The organism is Burkholderia reimsis (assembly GCF_003294055.1).
Classification (GTDB): domain Bacteria; phylum Pseudomonadota; class Gammaproteobacteria; order Burkholderiales; family Burkholderiaceae; genus Burkholderia; species Burkholderia cepacia.
The window spans coordinates 332,671-347,719 of record NZ_QMFZ01000002.1; the positions used below are offsets into that span (position 1 = coordinate 332,671).

A 15,049-nucleotide genomic window follows, 5' to 3' on the forward strand; every position below is an offset into this window, starting at 1 on the left:
TGCAGCCTGTCGTGGCCATAGGGTGACGGCGGAACGCGACTCGACACCACGGCCCAAAACAAAAGCGCCACGGAGCAGGCTCCGTGGCGCTTCTTTTTTCCCGCCGGCACGGAGGCAAGCCCCCCGCGTGGCGAAACGCGCTTAAGCGGCGGCTGCCGGTTTCGCCGGCTTCTGCAGCTTGCCCTTGCCGGCGCGCTGGATTTCCTCGAGCTTGATCTCGACGTGGCGCGAGAACACGTACTCGGCCGGACGCTGCTTGTCGATCGGAATGTCCGGTGCGAACGGGCCGTCGGTCTTGATGCCCTTGCGGCTCACGGCGAACGCCTTCAGCGGATGCGCCATCGTGTCCATCACGGCGGTCGCCTCGAAGCCGCAGTGGACCATGCAGTCCGCGCACTTCTCGTAGTTGCCGACGCCGTAGTTGTCCCAGTTCGTGTCTTCCATCAGTTCCTTGAAGGTCTTCACGTAACCTTCGCCGACCAGGTAGCACGGCTTCTGCCAGCCGAACACCGTACGCGCCGGGTTGCCCCACGGCGTGCACTTGTACGTCTGGTTGCCGGCCAGGAAGTCGAGGAACAGCGACGACTGGCTGAACGACCAGCGCTTGCCGCCTTCGCCGCGCTTCAGGATCTCGCGGAACAGGTTCTTCGTCTTGTCGCGGTTCAGGAAGTGCTGCTGATCCGGTGCGCGCTCATACGCGTAGCCCGGCGACACGGTGATGCCGTCGACGCCGATCGGCTTGAGCGTATCGAAGAACTTCGCGACGCGCTCGGGGATCGCATCGTTGAACAGCGTGCAGTTGATGTTCACGCGGAAGCCGCGGCGCTTCGCTTCCTTGATCGCCGCGACCGCCTTGTCGTACACGCCTTCCTGCGACACCGAATGGTCGTGCATCTGCGCGTCGCCGTCGAGGTGGACCGACCAGACGAAGTACGGGCTCGGCTGGTAGTCGTCCATCTTCTTTTCCATCAGCAGCGCGTTCGTGCAGAGGTAGACGAACTTCTTGCGCTTCATGATGCCGCGGACGATTTCCGGCATTTCCTTGTGCAGCAGCGGCTCGCCGCCGGCGATCGACACGATGGGTGCGCCGCACTCGTCGACCGCTTCCAGGCATTCCTGGACGGACAGGCGCTGGTTCAGGATGGGATCCGGGTAATCGATCTTGCCGCAGCCGTTGCAAGCGAGGTTGCAGCGGAACAGCGGCTCGAGCATCAGCGCGAGCGGATAGCGTTTGTTGCCGGACAGGTGTTGGCGCGTGATGTACGCGCCGACGCGGACTTGCTGGAGCAGCGGAATAGACAAGAGATGTCCTCCTTAAACTTCGCGGGCGACAGCTTGCGTGAGCTTCGCCGGCAACTTGAATTCGACTTTTTCTTCACGGCCCGCCATCGTCGTGACGTCGACGGGGCCCAGCGCGCGCAACGCGCCGATTACATCTTCAACCATTTCCTCGGGCGCGGACGCCCCGGCGGTCAGGCCGACAGTCGTCGCATTCGCGAACCATTCGGCCTTGACTTCCGAACCGTCGGCGACGAGGTAGCTCGGCACACCGCTTTCGGTGCCGATCTCGCGCAGGCGGTTCGAGTTCGAGCTGTTCGTCGCACCGACCACGAGCAGTACGTCGACCTGTTCGCTCAGTTCGCGCACGGCAGCCTGGCGATTCTGCGTGGCGTAGCAGATGTCGCGCGTGTCCGGGCCGACGATGTCGGTGAACCGGCGCTGCAGCGCTTCGATGATGCCGCGCGTATCGTCGACCGACAGCGTGGTCTGCGTGATGTACGCGACCGGCGTGTCGACGGGCAGCGTCAGCGTATCGACTTCCGCTTCGCTTTGCACGAGGATCACCTCGGCCGGAATCTGGCCGATCGTACCCTCGACTTCCGGATGCCCCGCATGGCCGATCAGGATCAGCCGGCGGCCCGCCGCGACGTACTGGCGGCCCTGCACGTGCACTTTCGTGACGAGCGGGCAGGTGGCGTCGAGCACGTCGAGCCCGCGCGTTTGCGCATCGCGCTCGACCGTCTGGGCGACACCGTGCGCGCTGAAGATCGCGACAGCGCCGTGGGGCACCTCGTCGAGCTCCTCAACGAATCGCGCCCCTTTATCACGCAGGTTTTCGACGACATGCCGGTTATGCACGATCTCGTGACGCACATAGACCGGCGCACCGTGCTGTTGCAGCGCGCGATCGACGATCTCGATCGCACGGACAACCCCCGCACAAAAGCCGCGGGGCTGGGCAAGGATGACTCGCATAAGTGAGCGAACTCCGACGACAGACGCCGGGGTTCGAGGAGCTGGCACTCGCTCGCTCGCCCCGGCTTGATGTTATGAAGGCAGGAACGAACCGGCCGGCCAGGCCCCGGAACCCCGAATTAATCGCGCATTTTAACTCTATCGGGCCGTCCTTGCTTTGGTGCTGTGTCTGCCGTGTTGCATTTGCGGGAGAGCCGCGTCGGCGCTGGCGCGTGCGGAACCCAGTAAACTATGTGGTTTCGCGGGCAGCCGCTCCGGCTGCCCGGCGTCGCGCTCATTTCAAGGCCATTCGATGACCGTCGATTCTTACGCGTATTACCCGGCCGCCCGTGCGGTTTCGGGCGCTTTGTTCCTGACCCCCATTGATCCTGCCGAACCCGGCGCCCGGCAGGAGGCGCGCCGATGATGCTGGTTCTCGCTTTCCTGGTGTCCGGGCTGTCGCTGATCATCTGGATCGTGCTGCTCGTCGCGCGTGGCGGTTTCTGGCGCGCGGTGCCCGCGCGGCCGTTGCCGCCCGAGGCGCGCGGCGCTGCGGCCGAGGCCGGCTGGCCGGCCGTCGTCGCGGTGGTGCCGGCGCGCAACGAGGCCGACGTGATCGCCCGGGCGGCGACTTCGCTGCTCGAGCAGGATTACCCGGGTGAATTTCATCTGATCATTGTCGACGACCACAGCGACGACGGCACCGCCGACGCCGCCCGCGCGGCCGCGCTCGCGATCAACCGCGCCGACCGGCTGACGGTGCTGGCCGCGAAGCCGCTGCCGGCCGGCTGGTCGGGCAAGGTGTGGGCGCAGTCGCAGGGGATCGCCGCGGTGCAGGCGCTCGGCCTGCCGGCCGACTACCTGCTGCTGACGGACGCCGACATCGGCCATCCGCCGGACGCCGTCGCGCAGCTCGTCACGCGCGCGCAGGCCGAGAACCGCGATCTCGTGTCGCTGATGGTGCGGCTGCGCTGCGATTCGTTCTGGGAAAAGGCGCTGATCCCGGCGTTCGTGTTCTTCTTCGCGAAGCTCTACCCGTTCTCGTGGATCAACAACCCGCGCAACCGGACGGCCGGTGCCGCGGGCGGCTGCATGCTGGTGAAGCGCACGGCGCTCGAGGAAGCGGGCGGCATCGAGTCGATCCGCGGCGCGCTGATCGACGACTGCAGCCTGGCCGCGCAGATCAAGCACCGCGGCAGCGGCCGCCACCCGATCCGGCTCGACCTGGCCGACCGCAGCGTGTCGCTGCGTCCGTACGACAGCTGGCGCGACATCTGGAACATGATCGCGCGCACGGCGTTCACGCAGCTGCACTATTCGCCGCTGCTGCTGGCCGGCACGCTGCTCGGGATGACGATCATCTATCTCGTGCCGCCCGCCGCGGCGCTCGCGTACGGCGCGCGCGCATGGCCGGCGTGGCTCGCGTGGGCGTCGATGTGCGCCGCGTATGCGCCGATGCTGCGCTACTACCGGCGCTCGCCGCTGTGGGCGCCCGCGCTGCCGCTCGTCGCGCTGTTCTACGTCGGCGCGACGTTCGCGTCCGCGTGGCGCTACTGGCGCGGCAAGGGCGGCCAGTGGAAGGCCCGCGTGCAGGCGCCGGTGGATCGCTGAGCGCATCCCGGGAGGCGTGCCTCCCGGCAGCCGGAAAGCAAACAGCCCGATCGTGGAAACGGTCGGGCTGTTTCGTTTTCGGCGGGGCTGCCTGCCGGTGCCTAGCGCTGGGTCAGCATCATGTACATCTGGACCACGACGTCCGGCGAGAACGTGAACGGCACCCAGCCGTAGCCCGTGTGACGGGCGACCAGCAGGCGGTCGCCGTTCGACTGCTTCTGCACGGCCATCATCGGGTTCTTCGTCGTCACGAAGCGCCAGCCGGCCGGGATGCCGGGCGGCGGCTCCGGCTGCATCGACGCCCGCGCATGCGCGAGTTCCTCGATCAACTGGCCCAGTTGCTCCGGATGCAGCGTGATCGATTCGCCGTTGATGGTCAGCGTGAGTTCGTTCTGCGTCGGACGCGACACGTGCAGCGTCGATTTGTCGGACGGCGCCGGCGTGTTGGCGGCGTCGGCTTCGACTTCGGCTTCGACTTCACTTTCAACCGGCGTCTCGGCTTGCGCCGTCGCGACGATTGCCGTCCCGGTGTCGGCCGTTGCCTCCGCCGCTTCGGCCACGGCCGGTGCGGGCGCGTTCACGGCCGGTTCCGCCGCGGGCGTGCCGGCCGGCGCGGGTTCGACGACTTCCGCCGCAACGGCCGTGGCGGCCACCGCGCTCGTCGCGGCTTCCTTGACGACGGCCTCGACCAGCGCCTCGGCGTCGGCGATGGCCTTCGCGTGGTGCTGCGCAGCCGCTTCGGCTTGTGCGATCGCTTCGGTATGGCGTTGCGTGACGGCTTCGGCCTCGGCGGTGGCGTCGGCGTGACGCTGCGCGGCGGCCTGCGCTTCCGCGATCGCCTGCGCGTGCTGCTGCGCGAGCGCTTCGGCTTCGGCGATCGCGGCCGTGTGGCGCTGAGCGGCGGCTTCGGCTTCCGCGATGGCGGCCGCGTGGCGCTGCGTGGCCGCTTCGGCTTCGGCGGTCGCGTCCGCGTGACGCTTCGCGGCGGCCTCGGCTTCGACGGTCGCGGCCGCATGGCGCTGCGCGGCCGCTTCGGCTTCGGTGGCCGCGGCGTGATGACGCTGCGCGGCGGCCTCGGCTTCGGCGATCGCTGCCGCGTGGCGCTGCGATGCCGCTTCGGCATCCGCGTGACGCTGCGCGAGCGCTTCGGTCAGCGCGGTGGCTTCCGCATGGCGTTGCACGGCGGCTTCGGCTTGAGCGGTGGCATCGGTATGACGCTGGGCGGCGGCTTCGGCGGCAGCGGTCGCGCTGGCGTGGCGCTGCTGCGCGGCCTCGGCTTCGGCGGCGGCGGCCGTATGGCGTTGCGCGGCGGCCTGCGCTTCGGTTTCCGCGGCGGCGTGACGCTCTGCCGCGGCCCGGGCTTCCGCTGCTGCGGCGCGCGCGAAGGCTTCCGCGCTGCGGGCCGCCTGTTGCGCGGCGTGGTGATCGTGGAGCAGCTGATCGACGCCCACGGTGAGCGAAGCGATCTGATCGTTCAGGTTCATGCGTGTCTTCTCTGCGTAAGACCCGCGATTTTAACCGCTGCGCCGGTGCCGGGCCGCGCGGGACGTGTAACAAAGTGCGCAAAGCAGCGTGAAGTACGCCGCTTTGTGTTACTTCAGGTAGCCCGCGGAGCCGAACCAGTCGAGCGCATCGCGCAGCCCTTCGCGGTACGGGCGCGCACGGTAGCCGAGCTCGCGCTCGGCCTTCGCGGACGTGAAATACATCTTGTTCTTCGACATCCGCAGCCCGTCCACGGTGACGAACGGCTCCTTCTTCGTGAACTTCGCGACCGCTTCCGCGCCGACTGCGAGTGGGTACAGCGGCCAGCGCGGCAGCGCGATCGTCGGCGCCTTGCGGCCCGTCATCTGCGCGATGTCGGCGAGCATCTGCTGCAGCGGCAGGTTCTCGCCGCCGAGGATGTAGCGCTCACCGATCCGGCCGCGCTCGAGCGCGAGGAAGTGGCCGTGCGCGACGTCGTCGACGTGCACGAGGTTCAGCCCCGTGTCGACGAACGCCGGAATCTTGCCGAGCGCGGCCTCGACGATGATGCGGCCGGTGGGCGTCGGCTTCACATCGCGCGGGCCGATCGGCGTCGACGGATTGACGATCACGGCCGGCAGCCCTTCGTCGGCGATCATCCGTTCGACCGCGCGTTCCGCGAGCACCTTGCTGCGCTTGTAGACGCCGATCGCCTGTTCCGCCGTGAGCGGCCGGTTTTCGTCGGACGGATCGCCGGCACTCGTCACCTTCAACGTCGCGACGCTGCTCGTGTAGACGATCCGCTCGACGCCTTCCGCGCGTGCCGCGCGCATCGTCGCGACCGCCCCCTCGAGGTTCGCGCGCTCGATCTCGTCGGGATCGGGTGCCCACAGCCGGTAGTCGGCCGCGACATGCAGCAGGTAGCGCACGCCGCGCAGCGCGGCGCGCATCGACGCCTCGTCGCGCATGTCGCCGGTGACGATCTCGGCGTCGAGATCCGCCACGTTCGTGCGCGGGCTGGTCGGGCGCACGAGCACGCGCACCGCATAGCCTTTCTGCTGCGCGATGCGCGCGACGGCCGAGCCGACGAAACCGGACGCGCCGGTGACGAGAACGAGATCGCGGGAGGTATCAGTCATGCGTTTCCTTCAGGGCCGCGCGCGGGCGGCGCGGCGGTTGAGCGTCGGCGAGATTGTACGTGGTCGGCGCGCGCGGCGACGCAAGGCCGCGACGGGTGCGGGCATGTACGAAGCGGCCGACGCGACTACAATGCCGGGCTTGAACGCAACGGGAGGACGACGCGATGAGCCGCAATGAACTGGACGAACGGATCGAGACCTACTACGTACGGGTGCGCGGCGTCGTGCAGGGCGTCGGCTTCCGGCATGCGACGGTGCGCGAGGCGCATGCGCTGAAGCTGCGCGGCTGGGTCGCGAATCTCGAGGACGGCACCGTCGAAGCGATGATCCAGGGCCCCGGCGCGCAGATCGACCGGATGCTCGCGTGGCTGCGCCACGGGCCGCCGGCCGCGCGCGTGACCGAGGTGACGTTCGAGGAACGCCGGACCGAGAAGCGCTTCGAGCGCTTCCAGCAGCAGTAAGCGGCACGGAACGATCATGACGGGGTATCCGGAGGCCGGGCGCGGCCTCATGCTGTCGGTGATGGCATCGACGCTGTTCGCGCTGATGTCCGCCTACGCGAAACTGCTCGCGCCGCTCACGGGGCTCGACATCTTCGCGTGGCGCGTGTTGTGGACCGCACCGGGCGCGCTCGCGCTGATCGCGCTGCGCGGCCGCTGGCCGGCGCTCGTCGACCTCCTTCGGCGCAGCGTGCGGGACTGGCGCCTGCTGATCGCGGTGCCCGTGAGCGCCGCGCTGCTCGGGGCGCAGTTGTGGCTGTTCCTGTGGGCGCCGTTGCACGGGCGCATGCTCGAAGTGTCGCTCGGCTATTTCCTGTTGCCGCTGACGATGGTGCTCGTCGGCCGCTTCTACTATCACGAACGGCTCGATCCGCTGCAATGGGCGGCGGTCGCGTGCGCCGCGCTCGGCGTCGCGCACGAAGTGTGGGCGACGCGCGCGTTCGCGTGGCCGACGCTCGTCGTCGCGCTCGGTTATCCGCCGTATTTCGTGCTGCGCCGGCGGATCAACGCCGATTCGCTCGCCGCGTTCGCGGTCGAGATCGTGCTGCTGTGCCCGGTTGCGTTCGCGATGGTCGCGACGAGCGCGACGCGCGTGGCCGGCCATCCCGTGCTGTGGGCCGCGCTGCTGCCGGGGCTCGGCGTGCTGAGCACGCTCGCGCTCGCGAGCTACCTGAAGGCCAGCCGGATGCTGCCGATGGCCCTGTTCGGGATTCTCGGCTACGTCGAGCCCGTGCTGCTCGTCGCGGTGTCGCTGTTGCTGCTCGGCGAAACGCTGAGCGTCGCGAAGCTCGCGACGTACGGGCCGATCTGGGTCGCCGTTGCGCTGACCGCGTGGCACAGCGCGATGCTGATGCGGCGCCTGCCCGCGCGCGGATAGGCGTCGATCGCGACGCGGCGGCGGCGCGGAACGTGGCGCAGATCGCATCGGCACCAGCATCAGCATCGCCATCGCCATCGCCCGGCGGTCGAACCCGTCGATGCTGACCGCAAACTGGCGTCGCGCTGTCGTGAATCTGGCGACGCCGCCTGCTTCGCATCACAAGGCTCGCGCGTGTAATCGAACAGAAGATTCGGTTGCACTTTGTTACTTAGGGTCTCCCCTGATCGGCCATTAGACTGGCCTCACCGACTTCCCTTCGTATGCAGCCTTTCAATGAACGGTCCTCTCCGTGCCTGGCCGGCCGGGTTGGCGCGATGCGGGCATACGCGTATCGCGGCTGATCCCGCGCGCCTTCTTCTTCCCGATCCATTCCCCGGTGCGTGCCGCACCGCTGTCGCGCGGGTGCGCTCATGTCGTTGAGCGTGCCGCCCGCCACGGCTCGGCCGCCGCGCGGCGGCCGCCTGATCGAAGTCGATTTCTTCCGCGGCATCGTGCTGTTGATGATCGTCGTCGACCACATCGGCGCGAGCGTGCTGTCGCGCGTCACGCTGCACGCGTTCGCGCTGTGCGACGCGGCCGAGGTCTTCGTCTTTCTCGGCGGTTTCGCGACCGCGAGCGCCTATGGCGCGATCGCCGAACGGCACGGCGCGCGCGCCGCGCAACGGCGGTTCGTGCGCCGCGCGATGCAGATCTACCGCGCGTTTCTCGCGACCTCGACGCTGATGCTCGTCGTGTCGGCCGTGCTCGACCATTACGGGATCGATGCGCCGAACCTCGCGCTCGACGACGTCAGCGTGATGCTCGCGTCGCCGCTCACGGGCCTTGCCGAGCTGCTGACGTTCCAGCGCCAGCCCTATCTCGCGTCGGTGCTGCCGATGTACGTGCTGTTCGCGCTCGCGTCGCCGGTGCTCGTGCCGTTCGCGCGCCGGCATCCGTGGCTGCTCGTCGCGCTCGGCATCGCGTCGTGGATCGCGGCGGGCTGGCTCGGCCCCGAGCTGCTGGACACCGACGGATTCCGCTGGAGTTTCAATCCGTTCGCGTGGCAACTGATGTTCGTCGCCGGCGTGCTGGCACGCTGCCAGCCGTTCTACCGGCGCATCGCGCTCGGCCGCTGGAGTGCCGCGGCAACCGGGCTGGCTTGCGCGGTCGTGCTCGGCTGCGCGAGCTACAAGCTGTTCTCGGGGCTGCCGCTGCCGGAAGGCGTGTTCAAGCGTGATCTCGCGCTGCCGCGCGTCGTGAGCTTCGCGGCCATCGCGTGGCTGATGGCCGATTGCGTGCGCTTCGGCTGGATCGCGCGGATCGCGCAGGGCGTGCGGCCGGTCGTGGCCGTGGGCCAGCGCGGGCTGATCTGCTTCGTCGCGGGCGCGGCGATCTCGCTCGTCATCGATTCGCTCCTGCACCCGGTCGTGGGCAGTGCCGACCTGCGGCACGTCGGCGTGGGCCTCGTGGCCGACGCGTGCGCGCTCGGGTTGATGATGGCCGTGGCCGGTTCGGGAACGTGGATCGCGCGGTGGCGCGGTGCGGCCGCGTGAGCGGCACGGAACGTGCGGCGCGGCGTCAGTGAGGTGAGCCGATACGGGAGCGGGGAACGGCGGTGGGGTCGTCGGATTCGGCGTCGTCGCGCTCGTCGGGCGCCGGATCGTCGCGTTCCGCGAGTACCGCGTCGGCTTCGGCTGCTGCCCGGGCGGCGCGCAGCGCAGTGCATCGCTGCGCGTACCGGATGTCCGAGAGGATCCGGAGGAGCCTCGTGGTCTTGCTTTTCATGGTCTTCTCCCGCCAGCGCGCATCGCGGCGGATGCACTGCTTTGCAACCAGTGTAGGACGCAATCGCGCAACCGGCGGGAGAATGTGGCGTGCAGGCCGCACGCCGAGGGATAGTCCTTACTGGGCCGTGGCGGCACCCTGCGCCTGCAGCGATTCCTCGCGGCGCTCTTCCGCACAACGTTGGTGCTGGCGCGACAGGCGGTTCATCAGCGGCAGCAGCAGCAGCGCGAGCAGCATGCCGATCGCGGCGAGCCAGCCGAGCTTCTCGAACAGCGACAGGTAGAGCGGCAGCGATTCGGTGGCCGGCAGTTCGTGCGACGGCATCTGCGCGAAGTTCGCGACGACGCTGCCCAGATACTGCGACACGCCCGTCGCGACGAAGTACGCACCCATCATGAAGCCGCTCATGCGCGCCGGCACGTAGCGGGCGATCATCGCGAGGCCGAGGCCGCTCACCAGCAGTTCGCCGAGCGAGTAGAGGCCGTAGCCCCACACCATGAACCACGACGACACGCGGCCGTCCACCGCAAAGCGGCCGCTGATCGTGAACACCAGGTAGCCCGCGGCCACTGCGCCGAAGCCGAGCGCGTACTTCGCGGCGACCGGCAGGTCACGGCCGCCCTTCGCGACGGCGTTGTAGACCCACACGAGCACCGGGCTGAGCAGCATGATCCAGATCGGGTTCAGCGCCTGGAACTGCGCGGCGCTCCACGTGAACAGCGTCGTGCCGAACAGCATGAAGCGCGGATCGACGTTGCGCAGCGCGAACAGCGTCAGCGACGTCGACATCTGCACGTAGAAGATGAAGAACAGGATCACCTGGCCGATCAGCACGAGCGCCGCGATCAGGCCGGCGCGCTCCGAGCGCTCCGATTTCGCGATCATGTACGCGAAGATCGCGAGGATCGCGAACGCTGCCGTCCACACGCTGGCGACGGCGAGCTGCTTGTGCTGCAGCACGTACAGCGTGACCAGCGCGAGCCCGACACCGCCCAGGGCGACCGCGCCGAGGCGCTTCCAGCGGATCGGCTGGTCGTCGGGCAGCGAGCCGACGTGTGCGAGCGTGCGATGCATCAGCATGAAGTTGAGGATCGCAAGCAGCATGCCGCCGCAGCAGACCGCGAACGCGGTGTGCCAGCCCCAGTGATCCTTGATCCACGGCGTCGCGAGCATCGACACCGTCGAGCCGATGTTGACCGCCATGTAGTAGATCGTGAACGCGCTGTCGATGCGCGCGTCGTCGCCTTCATAGATGCGGCGCACGAGGTTCGCCGCGTTGGCCTTGAACAGGCCGTTGCCGACGACGATCACGCCGAGCGACGCGTACATGTACGTCAGCTGGTCGTTCGGTACCGACAGCATCAGGTAGCCGGCGCAGAGCACGGACGCGCCGATGATCATCGTGCGGCGGGCGCCGAGCACCTTGTCGCCGATCCAGCCGCCGATCGACGGCGCGGCATAGACGAGTGCGGTGAACGCACCCCAGGTCAGGTTCGCATGGCTGTCGGTGAAACCGAGCCGGTCGACCATGAAGAGGACCAGGAGCGCGGCCATGCCGTAGTAGCCGAAGCGCTCCCACATTTCGATGAGGAAGACCGTCGTGAACGATCGGGTTTGTGAAACAGGTGGTTGCATCATCAATCTCGTTTGAAACGGACGGCACGGATCGCGCGTCGTCTTGGGGTCGAACTGGCGCCGATGCACAATGGGCCGGGTAAGCTTTGCGCTGGCGATGGAACAGTCGGGCGGTTAGCCCGGGCCGGAGCCTGACTCCGCCTGGTGTGGCGGGGAAGGGCCCCGACCGGCGCGCGCATGGTAACGGCTGCCGGTCCGGTGCGTCTGGTATCCGCCACTTAGGGAAACTCCTAATGTGGCAGTAGCTTTCAGGAACATTCGTCTCATCATTTACTTGTAAGCTTTCATGCCGGCTCTCCGAAGATTCCCGGAGAGCCGCTTGCAGCTTGCCTGTGAAGCCGGCGAGTCTGGCAAGATAGCGCGTCGTTTCGCTCGCTTCGTGTCCCGTTTAGTGCACCGGGCTCAACACCGAAGACGGGTGCGAACCCGAAGACTAAGCTATATCGTTCTAACTTAGTTATTTTCCATCAAACATTTTTTGACGATCACTTTTCGGCCTGCTATGGTTCCCCCCACTGAAAACTCGCGGTCCGCAGATGCTGCCGCCGCTCTGGGCAGCAAGATTCGCGCGTTGCGCCAACGACTCAAGCGCACGCTCGACGACACCGCTACCGCCGCGGGGATTTCGAAGCCGTTTCTGTCTCAAGTCGAACGCGGGCTCGCGTCGCCGTCGCTGACATCGTTGGCCGGTATCGCGCACGCGCTCGGTGTGACGGTGCAGTACTTCGTGGATACGCCGAGCGAGGAGCGCTCGGTCTGCCGAGGCGAGCAGCTGCGCTTCTTCGGGTTTGCCGATTCGGCGAACCTGTTCGCGAGGCTGACGAACGTGTCCGAAGGGCGCCAGCTGGAGGCGATCCTCGTGAGGATGCCGCCGGGGCAGAAGCGGTCCGAGGTGACGACACATGCAGGAGAGGAGTTCCTGTATGTGATTGAAGGGGAAGTGTCGCTGACGCTGGAAGGCAAGACGTTCGTCCTGCAGGCCGGTGACAGTTCGCACTATCAGTCGACGGTCCCGCACAGCTGGGTCAACACCGCGAAGATCGAGTCGGTGGTGGTCTGGGTGGGTACGCCGAGGCTGTTCTAACGCACAGGTATTCCTTCGTTTCGAAGACGGAATACCTGTCGAAAGAAACGTAAGGAATACTAAAATGCAATACGAGAATCACGGGCCTCCTCAATCGCTGCGCCCGTCAGCGTCTCACGCGTAAGCCGCGGCATCCGCCGCGCGACGCTCACCGAACAACCCTTCTCAAGACTGCCACGATGAAATCCTTGCATGCCATGTCGGCCGTGCTGGCCGCGCTCGCCCTGACGCCTGTCGCCCACGCCGTTTCCGTTCCGTCGAACGTCGCGCTCGCTCCCCAACAGGACCTGACGCGCCAGGTGCCCGCCGAAGTCGAGTCGCTCGACCCGGCGCACATCGAATCGTGGACCGGCAACACGATCGGCCTCGACCTGTTCGAAGGGCTGGCGCGCATCGACGCAGCCGGCCAGGTCGTGCCGGGTGTCGCGCTGTCGTGGGAACGCAAGACGCCGACGACGTGGATCTTCAAGCTTCGCCACGACGCGAAGTGGAGCAACGGCCAGCCGGTGACGGCCGCCGATTTCGTCTATGCATGGCAGCGCCTCGTCGATCCGAAGACGGGCTCGAAGTACACGATCCTCGTCGAGTTCGTGAAGAACTCGAAGGACATCATCGCGGGCAAGGCCGCGCCGTCGACGCTCGGCGTGCGCGCCGTCGACCCGTACACGCTGGAAGTGACGACCGACGTGCCGGTCGCGTTCTTCCCCGAGCTCACCGCGATGGTGCCGCTCGCGCCGGTGAACAAGGACACGGTGACGAAGCTCGGCGACGCATGGACGCGCCCGGGCAACATCGTCAGCAACGGCGCCTACCAGCTCGTCGACTGGCAGCCGAACAACCGCATCGTGATCTCGAAGGATGCGAAATACTGGAATGCGCCGAAGGTCGTGATCAACAAGGTCACGTACCTGCCGATCGAGAGCGACGAGACGGCGATGCGCATGTACCAGGCCGGCCAGATCGACTACAGCTACTCGATCCCGTCGGGGATCTTCCAGCAGGTCAGCAAGCAGTTCGGCGGCGAACTGCGCCAGGGCCTGCAGCTCGCGACGTACTACTACTACCTGAACAACAGCGATCCGGCACTGAAGGACAAGCGCGTGCGCCAGGCGCTGTCGATGGTGCTCGATCGCGACGTGCTGACCCAGAAGCTCACGCAGGCCGGCGAGAAGCCGATGTACGGCCTGATGCCGAACGGCACGAAGGGCGTGCAGCCGTTCACGCCGGACTGGGCGTCGTGGCCGATGGCGAAACGTGTCGCGACCGCGAAGGACCTGCTGAAGCAGGCCGGCTATTCGGACGCGAAGCCGCTGTCGTTCACGCTGACCTACAACACCAACGACCTGCACAAGAAGGTCGCGCTGTTCGCGGCGTCCGAATGGCGTACCAAGCTCGGCATCAACACGAAGCTCGAGAACGTCGAGTTCAAGGTGCTGATGAAGCAGCGCCATGACGGCAAGGTGCAGATCGCGCGCGACGGCTGGTTCGCCGACTACAACGACGCGATGACGTTCTTCGACCTGCTGCGTTGCGGCAGCGCGCAGAACACCGTCGGCTACTGCAACAAGCAGGCCGATGCACTCGTCGACGAAGGCAACCAGAAGCTCGACGACAAGGCGCGTGCCGCGCTGCTCACGCAGGCACACGATCTCGCTCTGAGCGACACGCCGATGGTGCCGCTGTTCCAGTACTCGGCCGACCGTCTCGTGAAGCCGTACGTCGGTGGCTATTCGCTGAAGAACGTGATCGACATGCGTGCGTCGCAGGACATGTACCTGATCAAGCACTGAGCGGAGCGATCATGCTGGCCTACGCATTGAGGCGTACGTTGTGGGCGGTGCCGACGATCCTCGCGGTCGTCACCGTCTGCTACCTGCTGCTGCACCTGACGCCCGGTGGCCCGTTCGATACGGAAAAGCAGCTGTCCGCGGCGACGCTCGCGAACCTGAACGCGAAGTATCACCTCGACCAGCCGCTGTGGAAGCAGTACCTGATGTACCTGAACGCGCTGCTGCACGGCGATCTCGGCCCGTCGTTCCGTTACGTCGACTGGTCCGTGAACGACCTGGTGCGCAAGGCGCTGCCGGTGAGTCTCGGCGTGGGCGGCCTGTCGATCCCGATCTCGATCGGGCTCGGCGTGCTGCTCGGCACCGTCGCGGCCGTGCGCCGCGACAGCTTCATCGACCGCATCGTGATGCTGATCGGCAACGTCGGCAACGTCGTGCCGCCGTTCGTGCTCGGCCCCGTGCTCGTGTGGATCTTCGCGATCCTGCTGAAGACGTCGGCCGGCAACGGCTGGCTGCCGGCGGGCGGCTGGGGCGACGGCGGCTGGCAGTACCGGCTGCTGCCGATCGTGCTGCTGACCTTCATCAACATGTCGCTGCTCGCGCGCGTGATGCGCGGCTCGATGATCGAGACGCTGTCGAGCAACTACATCCGCACCGCGCGCGCGAAGGGCCTGCCGGGCTCGACGATCGTGCTGCGCCACGCGCTGAAGCCCGCGCTGATGCCGGTCGTGTCGCTGGTCGGCACGGTCTGCATCTCGTCGATCACCGCGGCCGTCGTCACCGAATCGGTGTTCGCGCTGCCGGGCCTCGGCCAGCTCGTCGTGAACGGTGCGATCAACCGCGACTACACGCTCGTGCTCGGCCTCGTCGTGCTGACCACCGTCTGCGCCGTGCTGTTCAACCTGCTGGTCGACCTCGCATACGCGTGGCTCGATCCGCGCATCCGTTATTGA

At 67.3% G+C, this 15,049-nt stretch carries 13 protein-coding genes; 7 read left to right on the forward strand and 6 right to left on the reverse strand.

Annotated features, from left to right (window positions below):
• Window positions 1–141: 141 nt before the first annotated feature.
• Complete coding sequence (hpnH, locus tag DPV79_RS04420; protein ID WP_021158681.1) at window positions 142–1,302, reverse strand: adenosyl-hopene transferase HpnH; 1,161 nt, start codon at window positions 1,300–1,302, stop codon at window positions 142–144.
• Between the two features lie 12 nt (window positions 1,303–1,314).
• Window positions 1,315–2,256: a 4-hydroxy-3-methylbut-2-enyl diphosphate reductase gene (gene ispH, locus DPV79_RS04425; protein ID WP_021158682.1), complete on the reverse strand. Its 942-nt coding sequence runs from the start codon at window positions 2,254–2,256 to the stop codon at window positions 1,315–1,317.
• 402 nt (window positions 2,257–2,658) lie between these two features.
• Between ispH and DPV79_RS04435 the strand changes: the two genes are divergently transcribed.
• Window positions 2,659–3,846, forward strand: coding sequence for a glycosyltransferase (locus tag DPV79_RS04435; RefSeq protein WP_059487627.1), 1,188 nt, complete (start codon window positions 2,659–2,661; stop codon window positions 3,844–3,846).
• A gap of 101 nt (window positions 3,847–3,947) precedes the next feature.
• Here the strand turns inward: DPV79_RS04435 and DPV79_RS04440 are convergent, their stop codons facing one another.
• The gene (locus DPV79_RS04440) at window positions 3,948–5,330 is read right to left on the reverse strand and encodes a phage tail protein (RefSeq protein WP_113044881.1); all 1,383 of its coding nucleotides are present in this window, start codon (window positions 5,328–5,330) and stop codon (window positions 3,948–3,950) included.
• A gap of 108 nt (window positions 5,331–5,438) precedes the next feature.
• Window positions 5,439–6,446 (reverse strand): hopanoid-associated sugar epimerase, encoded by a 1,008-nt coding sequence (gene hpnA, locus DPV79_RS04445; protein WP_011353724.1) that lies wholly within the window; start codon window positions 6,444–6,446, stop codon window positions 5,439–5,441.
• Between the two features lie 164 nt (window positions 6,447–6,610).
• Between hpnA and DPV79_RS04455 the strand changes: the two genes are divergently transcribed.
• From DPV79_RS04455 to DPV79_RS04465, 3 genes are all read left to right on the forward strand, one after another.
• Complete coding sequence (locus DPV79_RS04455; protein WP_006480292.1) at window positions 6,611–6,907, forward strand: acylphosphatase; 297 nt, start codon at window positions 6,611–6,613, stop codon at window positions 6,905–6,907.
• Window positions 6,908–6,923: 16 nt separating this feature from the next.
• Window positions 6,924–7,823 carry an EamA family transporter RarD gene (gene rarD / locus DPV79_RS04460; RefSeq protein WP_059487621.1) on the forward strand — a complete coding sequence of 300 codons (900 nt, stop codon included), beginning with the start codon at window positions 6,924–6,926 and terminating at the stop codon, window positions 7,821–7,823.
• Window positions 7,824–8,236: 413 nt separating this feature from the next.
• Window positions 8,237–9,358 carry an OpgC domain-containing protein gene (locus DPV79_RS04465; RefSeq protein WP_048023798.1) on the forward strand — a complete coding sequence of 374 codons (1,122 nt, stop codon included), beginning with the start codon at window positions 8,237–8,239 and terminating at the stop codon, window positions 9,356–9,358.
• Window positions 9,359–9,383: 25 nt separating this feature from the next.
• Here the strand turns inward: DPV79_RS04465 and DPV79_RS04470 are convergent, their stop codons facing one another.
• Entirely contained in the window at window positions 9,384–9,590 is a 207-nt protein-coding gene (locus DPV79_RS04470) for a hypothetical protein (protein ID WP_027790314.1), read from the reverse strand.
• A 117-nt stretch (window positions 9,591–9,707) separates the two neighbouring features.
• Window positions 9,708–11,228 carry a peptide MFS transporter gene (locus DPV79_RS04475; protein ID WP_027790315.1) on the reverse strand — a complete coding sequence of 507 codons (1,521 nt, stop codon included), beginning with the start codon at window positions 11,226–11,228 and terminating at the stop codon, window positions 9,708–9,710.
• A 499-nt stretch (window positions 11,229–11,727) separates the two neighbouring features.
• Here DPV79_RS04475 and DPV79_RS04485 point away from each other — a divergent pair, with 499 nt between their 5' ends.
• The 3 genes from DPV79_RS04485 to DPV79_RS04495 all read left to right on the forward strand — a co-directional run bounded on the left by DPV79_RS04485 (window position 11,728) and on the right by DPV79_RS04495 (window position 15,049).
• Complete coding sequence (locus tag DPV79_RS04485) at window positions 11,728–12,309, forward strand: cupin domain-containing protein (RefSeq protein WP_021162455.1); 582 nt, start codon at window positions 11,728–11,730, stop codon at window positions 12,307–12,309.
• Between the two features lie 179 nt (window positions 12,310–12,488).
• Window positions 12,489–14,099 carry a peptide ABC transporter substrate-binding protein gene (locus DPV79_RS04490; protein WP_042977043.1) on the forward strand — a complete coding sequence of 537 codons (1,611 nt, stop codon included), beginning with the start codon at window positions 12,489–12,491 and terminating at the stop codon, window positions 14,097–14,099.
• Between the two features lie 11 nt (window positions 14,100–14,110).
• Window positions 14,111–15,049: an ABC transporter permease subunit gene (locus tag DPV79_RS04495; RefSeq protein ID WP_021162452.1), complete on the forward strand. Its 939-nt coding sequence runs from the start codon at window positions 14,111–14,113 to the stop codon at window positions 15,047–15,049.

Excerpts from the sequence above, each read along its gene's own strand:
- DPV79_RS04475 (WP_027790315.1), bottom strand. The coding sequence starts at position 11,228 with ATGATGCAACCACCTGTTTCACAAACCCGATCGTTCACGACGGTCTTC.
- DPV79_RS04490 (WP_042977043.1), top strand. The coding sequence starts at position 12,489 with ATGAAATCCTTGCATGCCATGTCGGCCGTGCTGGCCGCGCTCGCCCTG.
- DPV79_RS04435 (WP_059487627.1), top strand. The coding sequence starts at position 2,659 with ATGATGCTGGTTCTCGCTTTCCTGGTGTCCGGGCTGTCGCTGATCATC.
- DPV79_RS04495 (WP_021162452.1), top strand. The coding sequence starts at position 14,111 with ATGCTGGCCTACGCATTGAGGCGTACGTTGTGGGCGGTGCCGACGATC.
- hpnA (WP_011353724.1), bottom strand. The coding sequence starts at position 6,446 with ATGACTGATACCTCCCGCGATCTCGTTCTCGTCACCGGCGCGTCCGGT.
- DPV79_RS04455 (WP_006480292.1), top strand. The coding sequence starts at position 6,611 with ATGAGCCGCAATGAACTGGACGAACGGATCGAGACCTACTACGTACGG.
- ispH (WP_021158682.1), bottom strand. The coding sequence starts at position 2,256 with ATGCGAGTCATCCTTGCCCAGCCCCGCGGCTTTTGTGCGGGGGTTGTC.
- rarD (WP_059487621.1), top strand. The coding sequence starts at position 6,924 with ATGACGGGGTATCCGGAGGCCGGGCGCGGCCTCATGCTGTCGGTGATG.
- DPV79_RS04470 (WP_027790314.1), bottom strand. The coding sequence starts at position 9,590 with ATGAAAAGCAAGACCACGAGGCTCCTCCGGATCCTCTCGGACATCCGG.
- DPV79_RS04465 (WP_048023798.1), top strand. The coding sequence starts at position 8,237 with ATGTCGTTGAGCGTGCCGCCCGCCACGGCTCGGCCGCCGCGCGGCGGC.
- DPV79_RS04440 (WP_113044881.1), bottom strand. The coding sequence starts at position 5,330 with ATGAACCTGAACGATCAGATCGCTTCGCTCACCGTGGGCGTCGATCAG.
- DPV79_RS04485 (WP_021162455.1), top strand. The coding sequence starts at position 11,728 with ATGGTTCCCCCCACTGAAAACTCGCGGTCCGCAGATGCTGCCGCCGCT.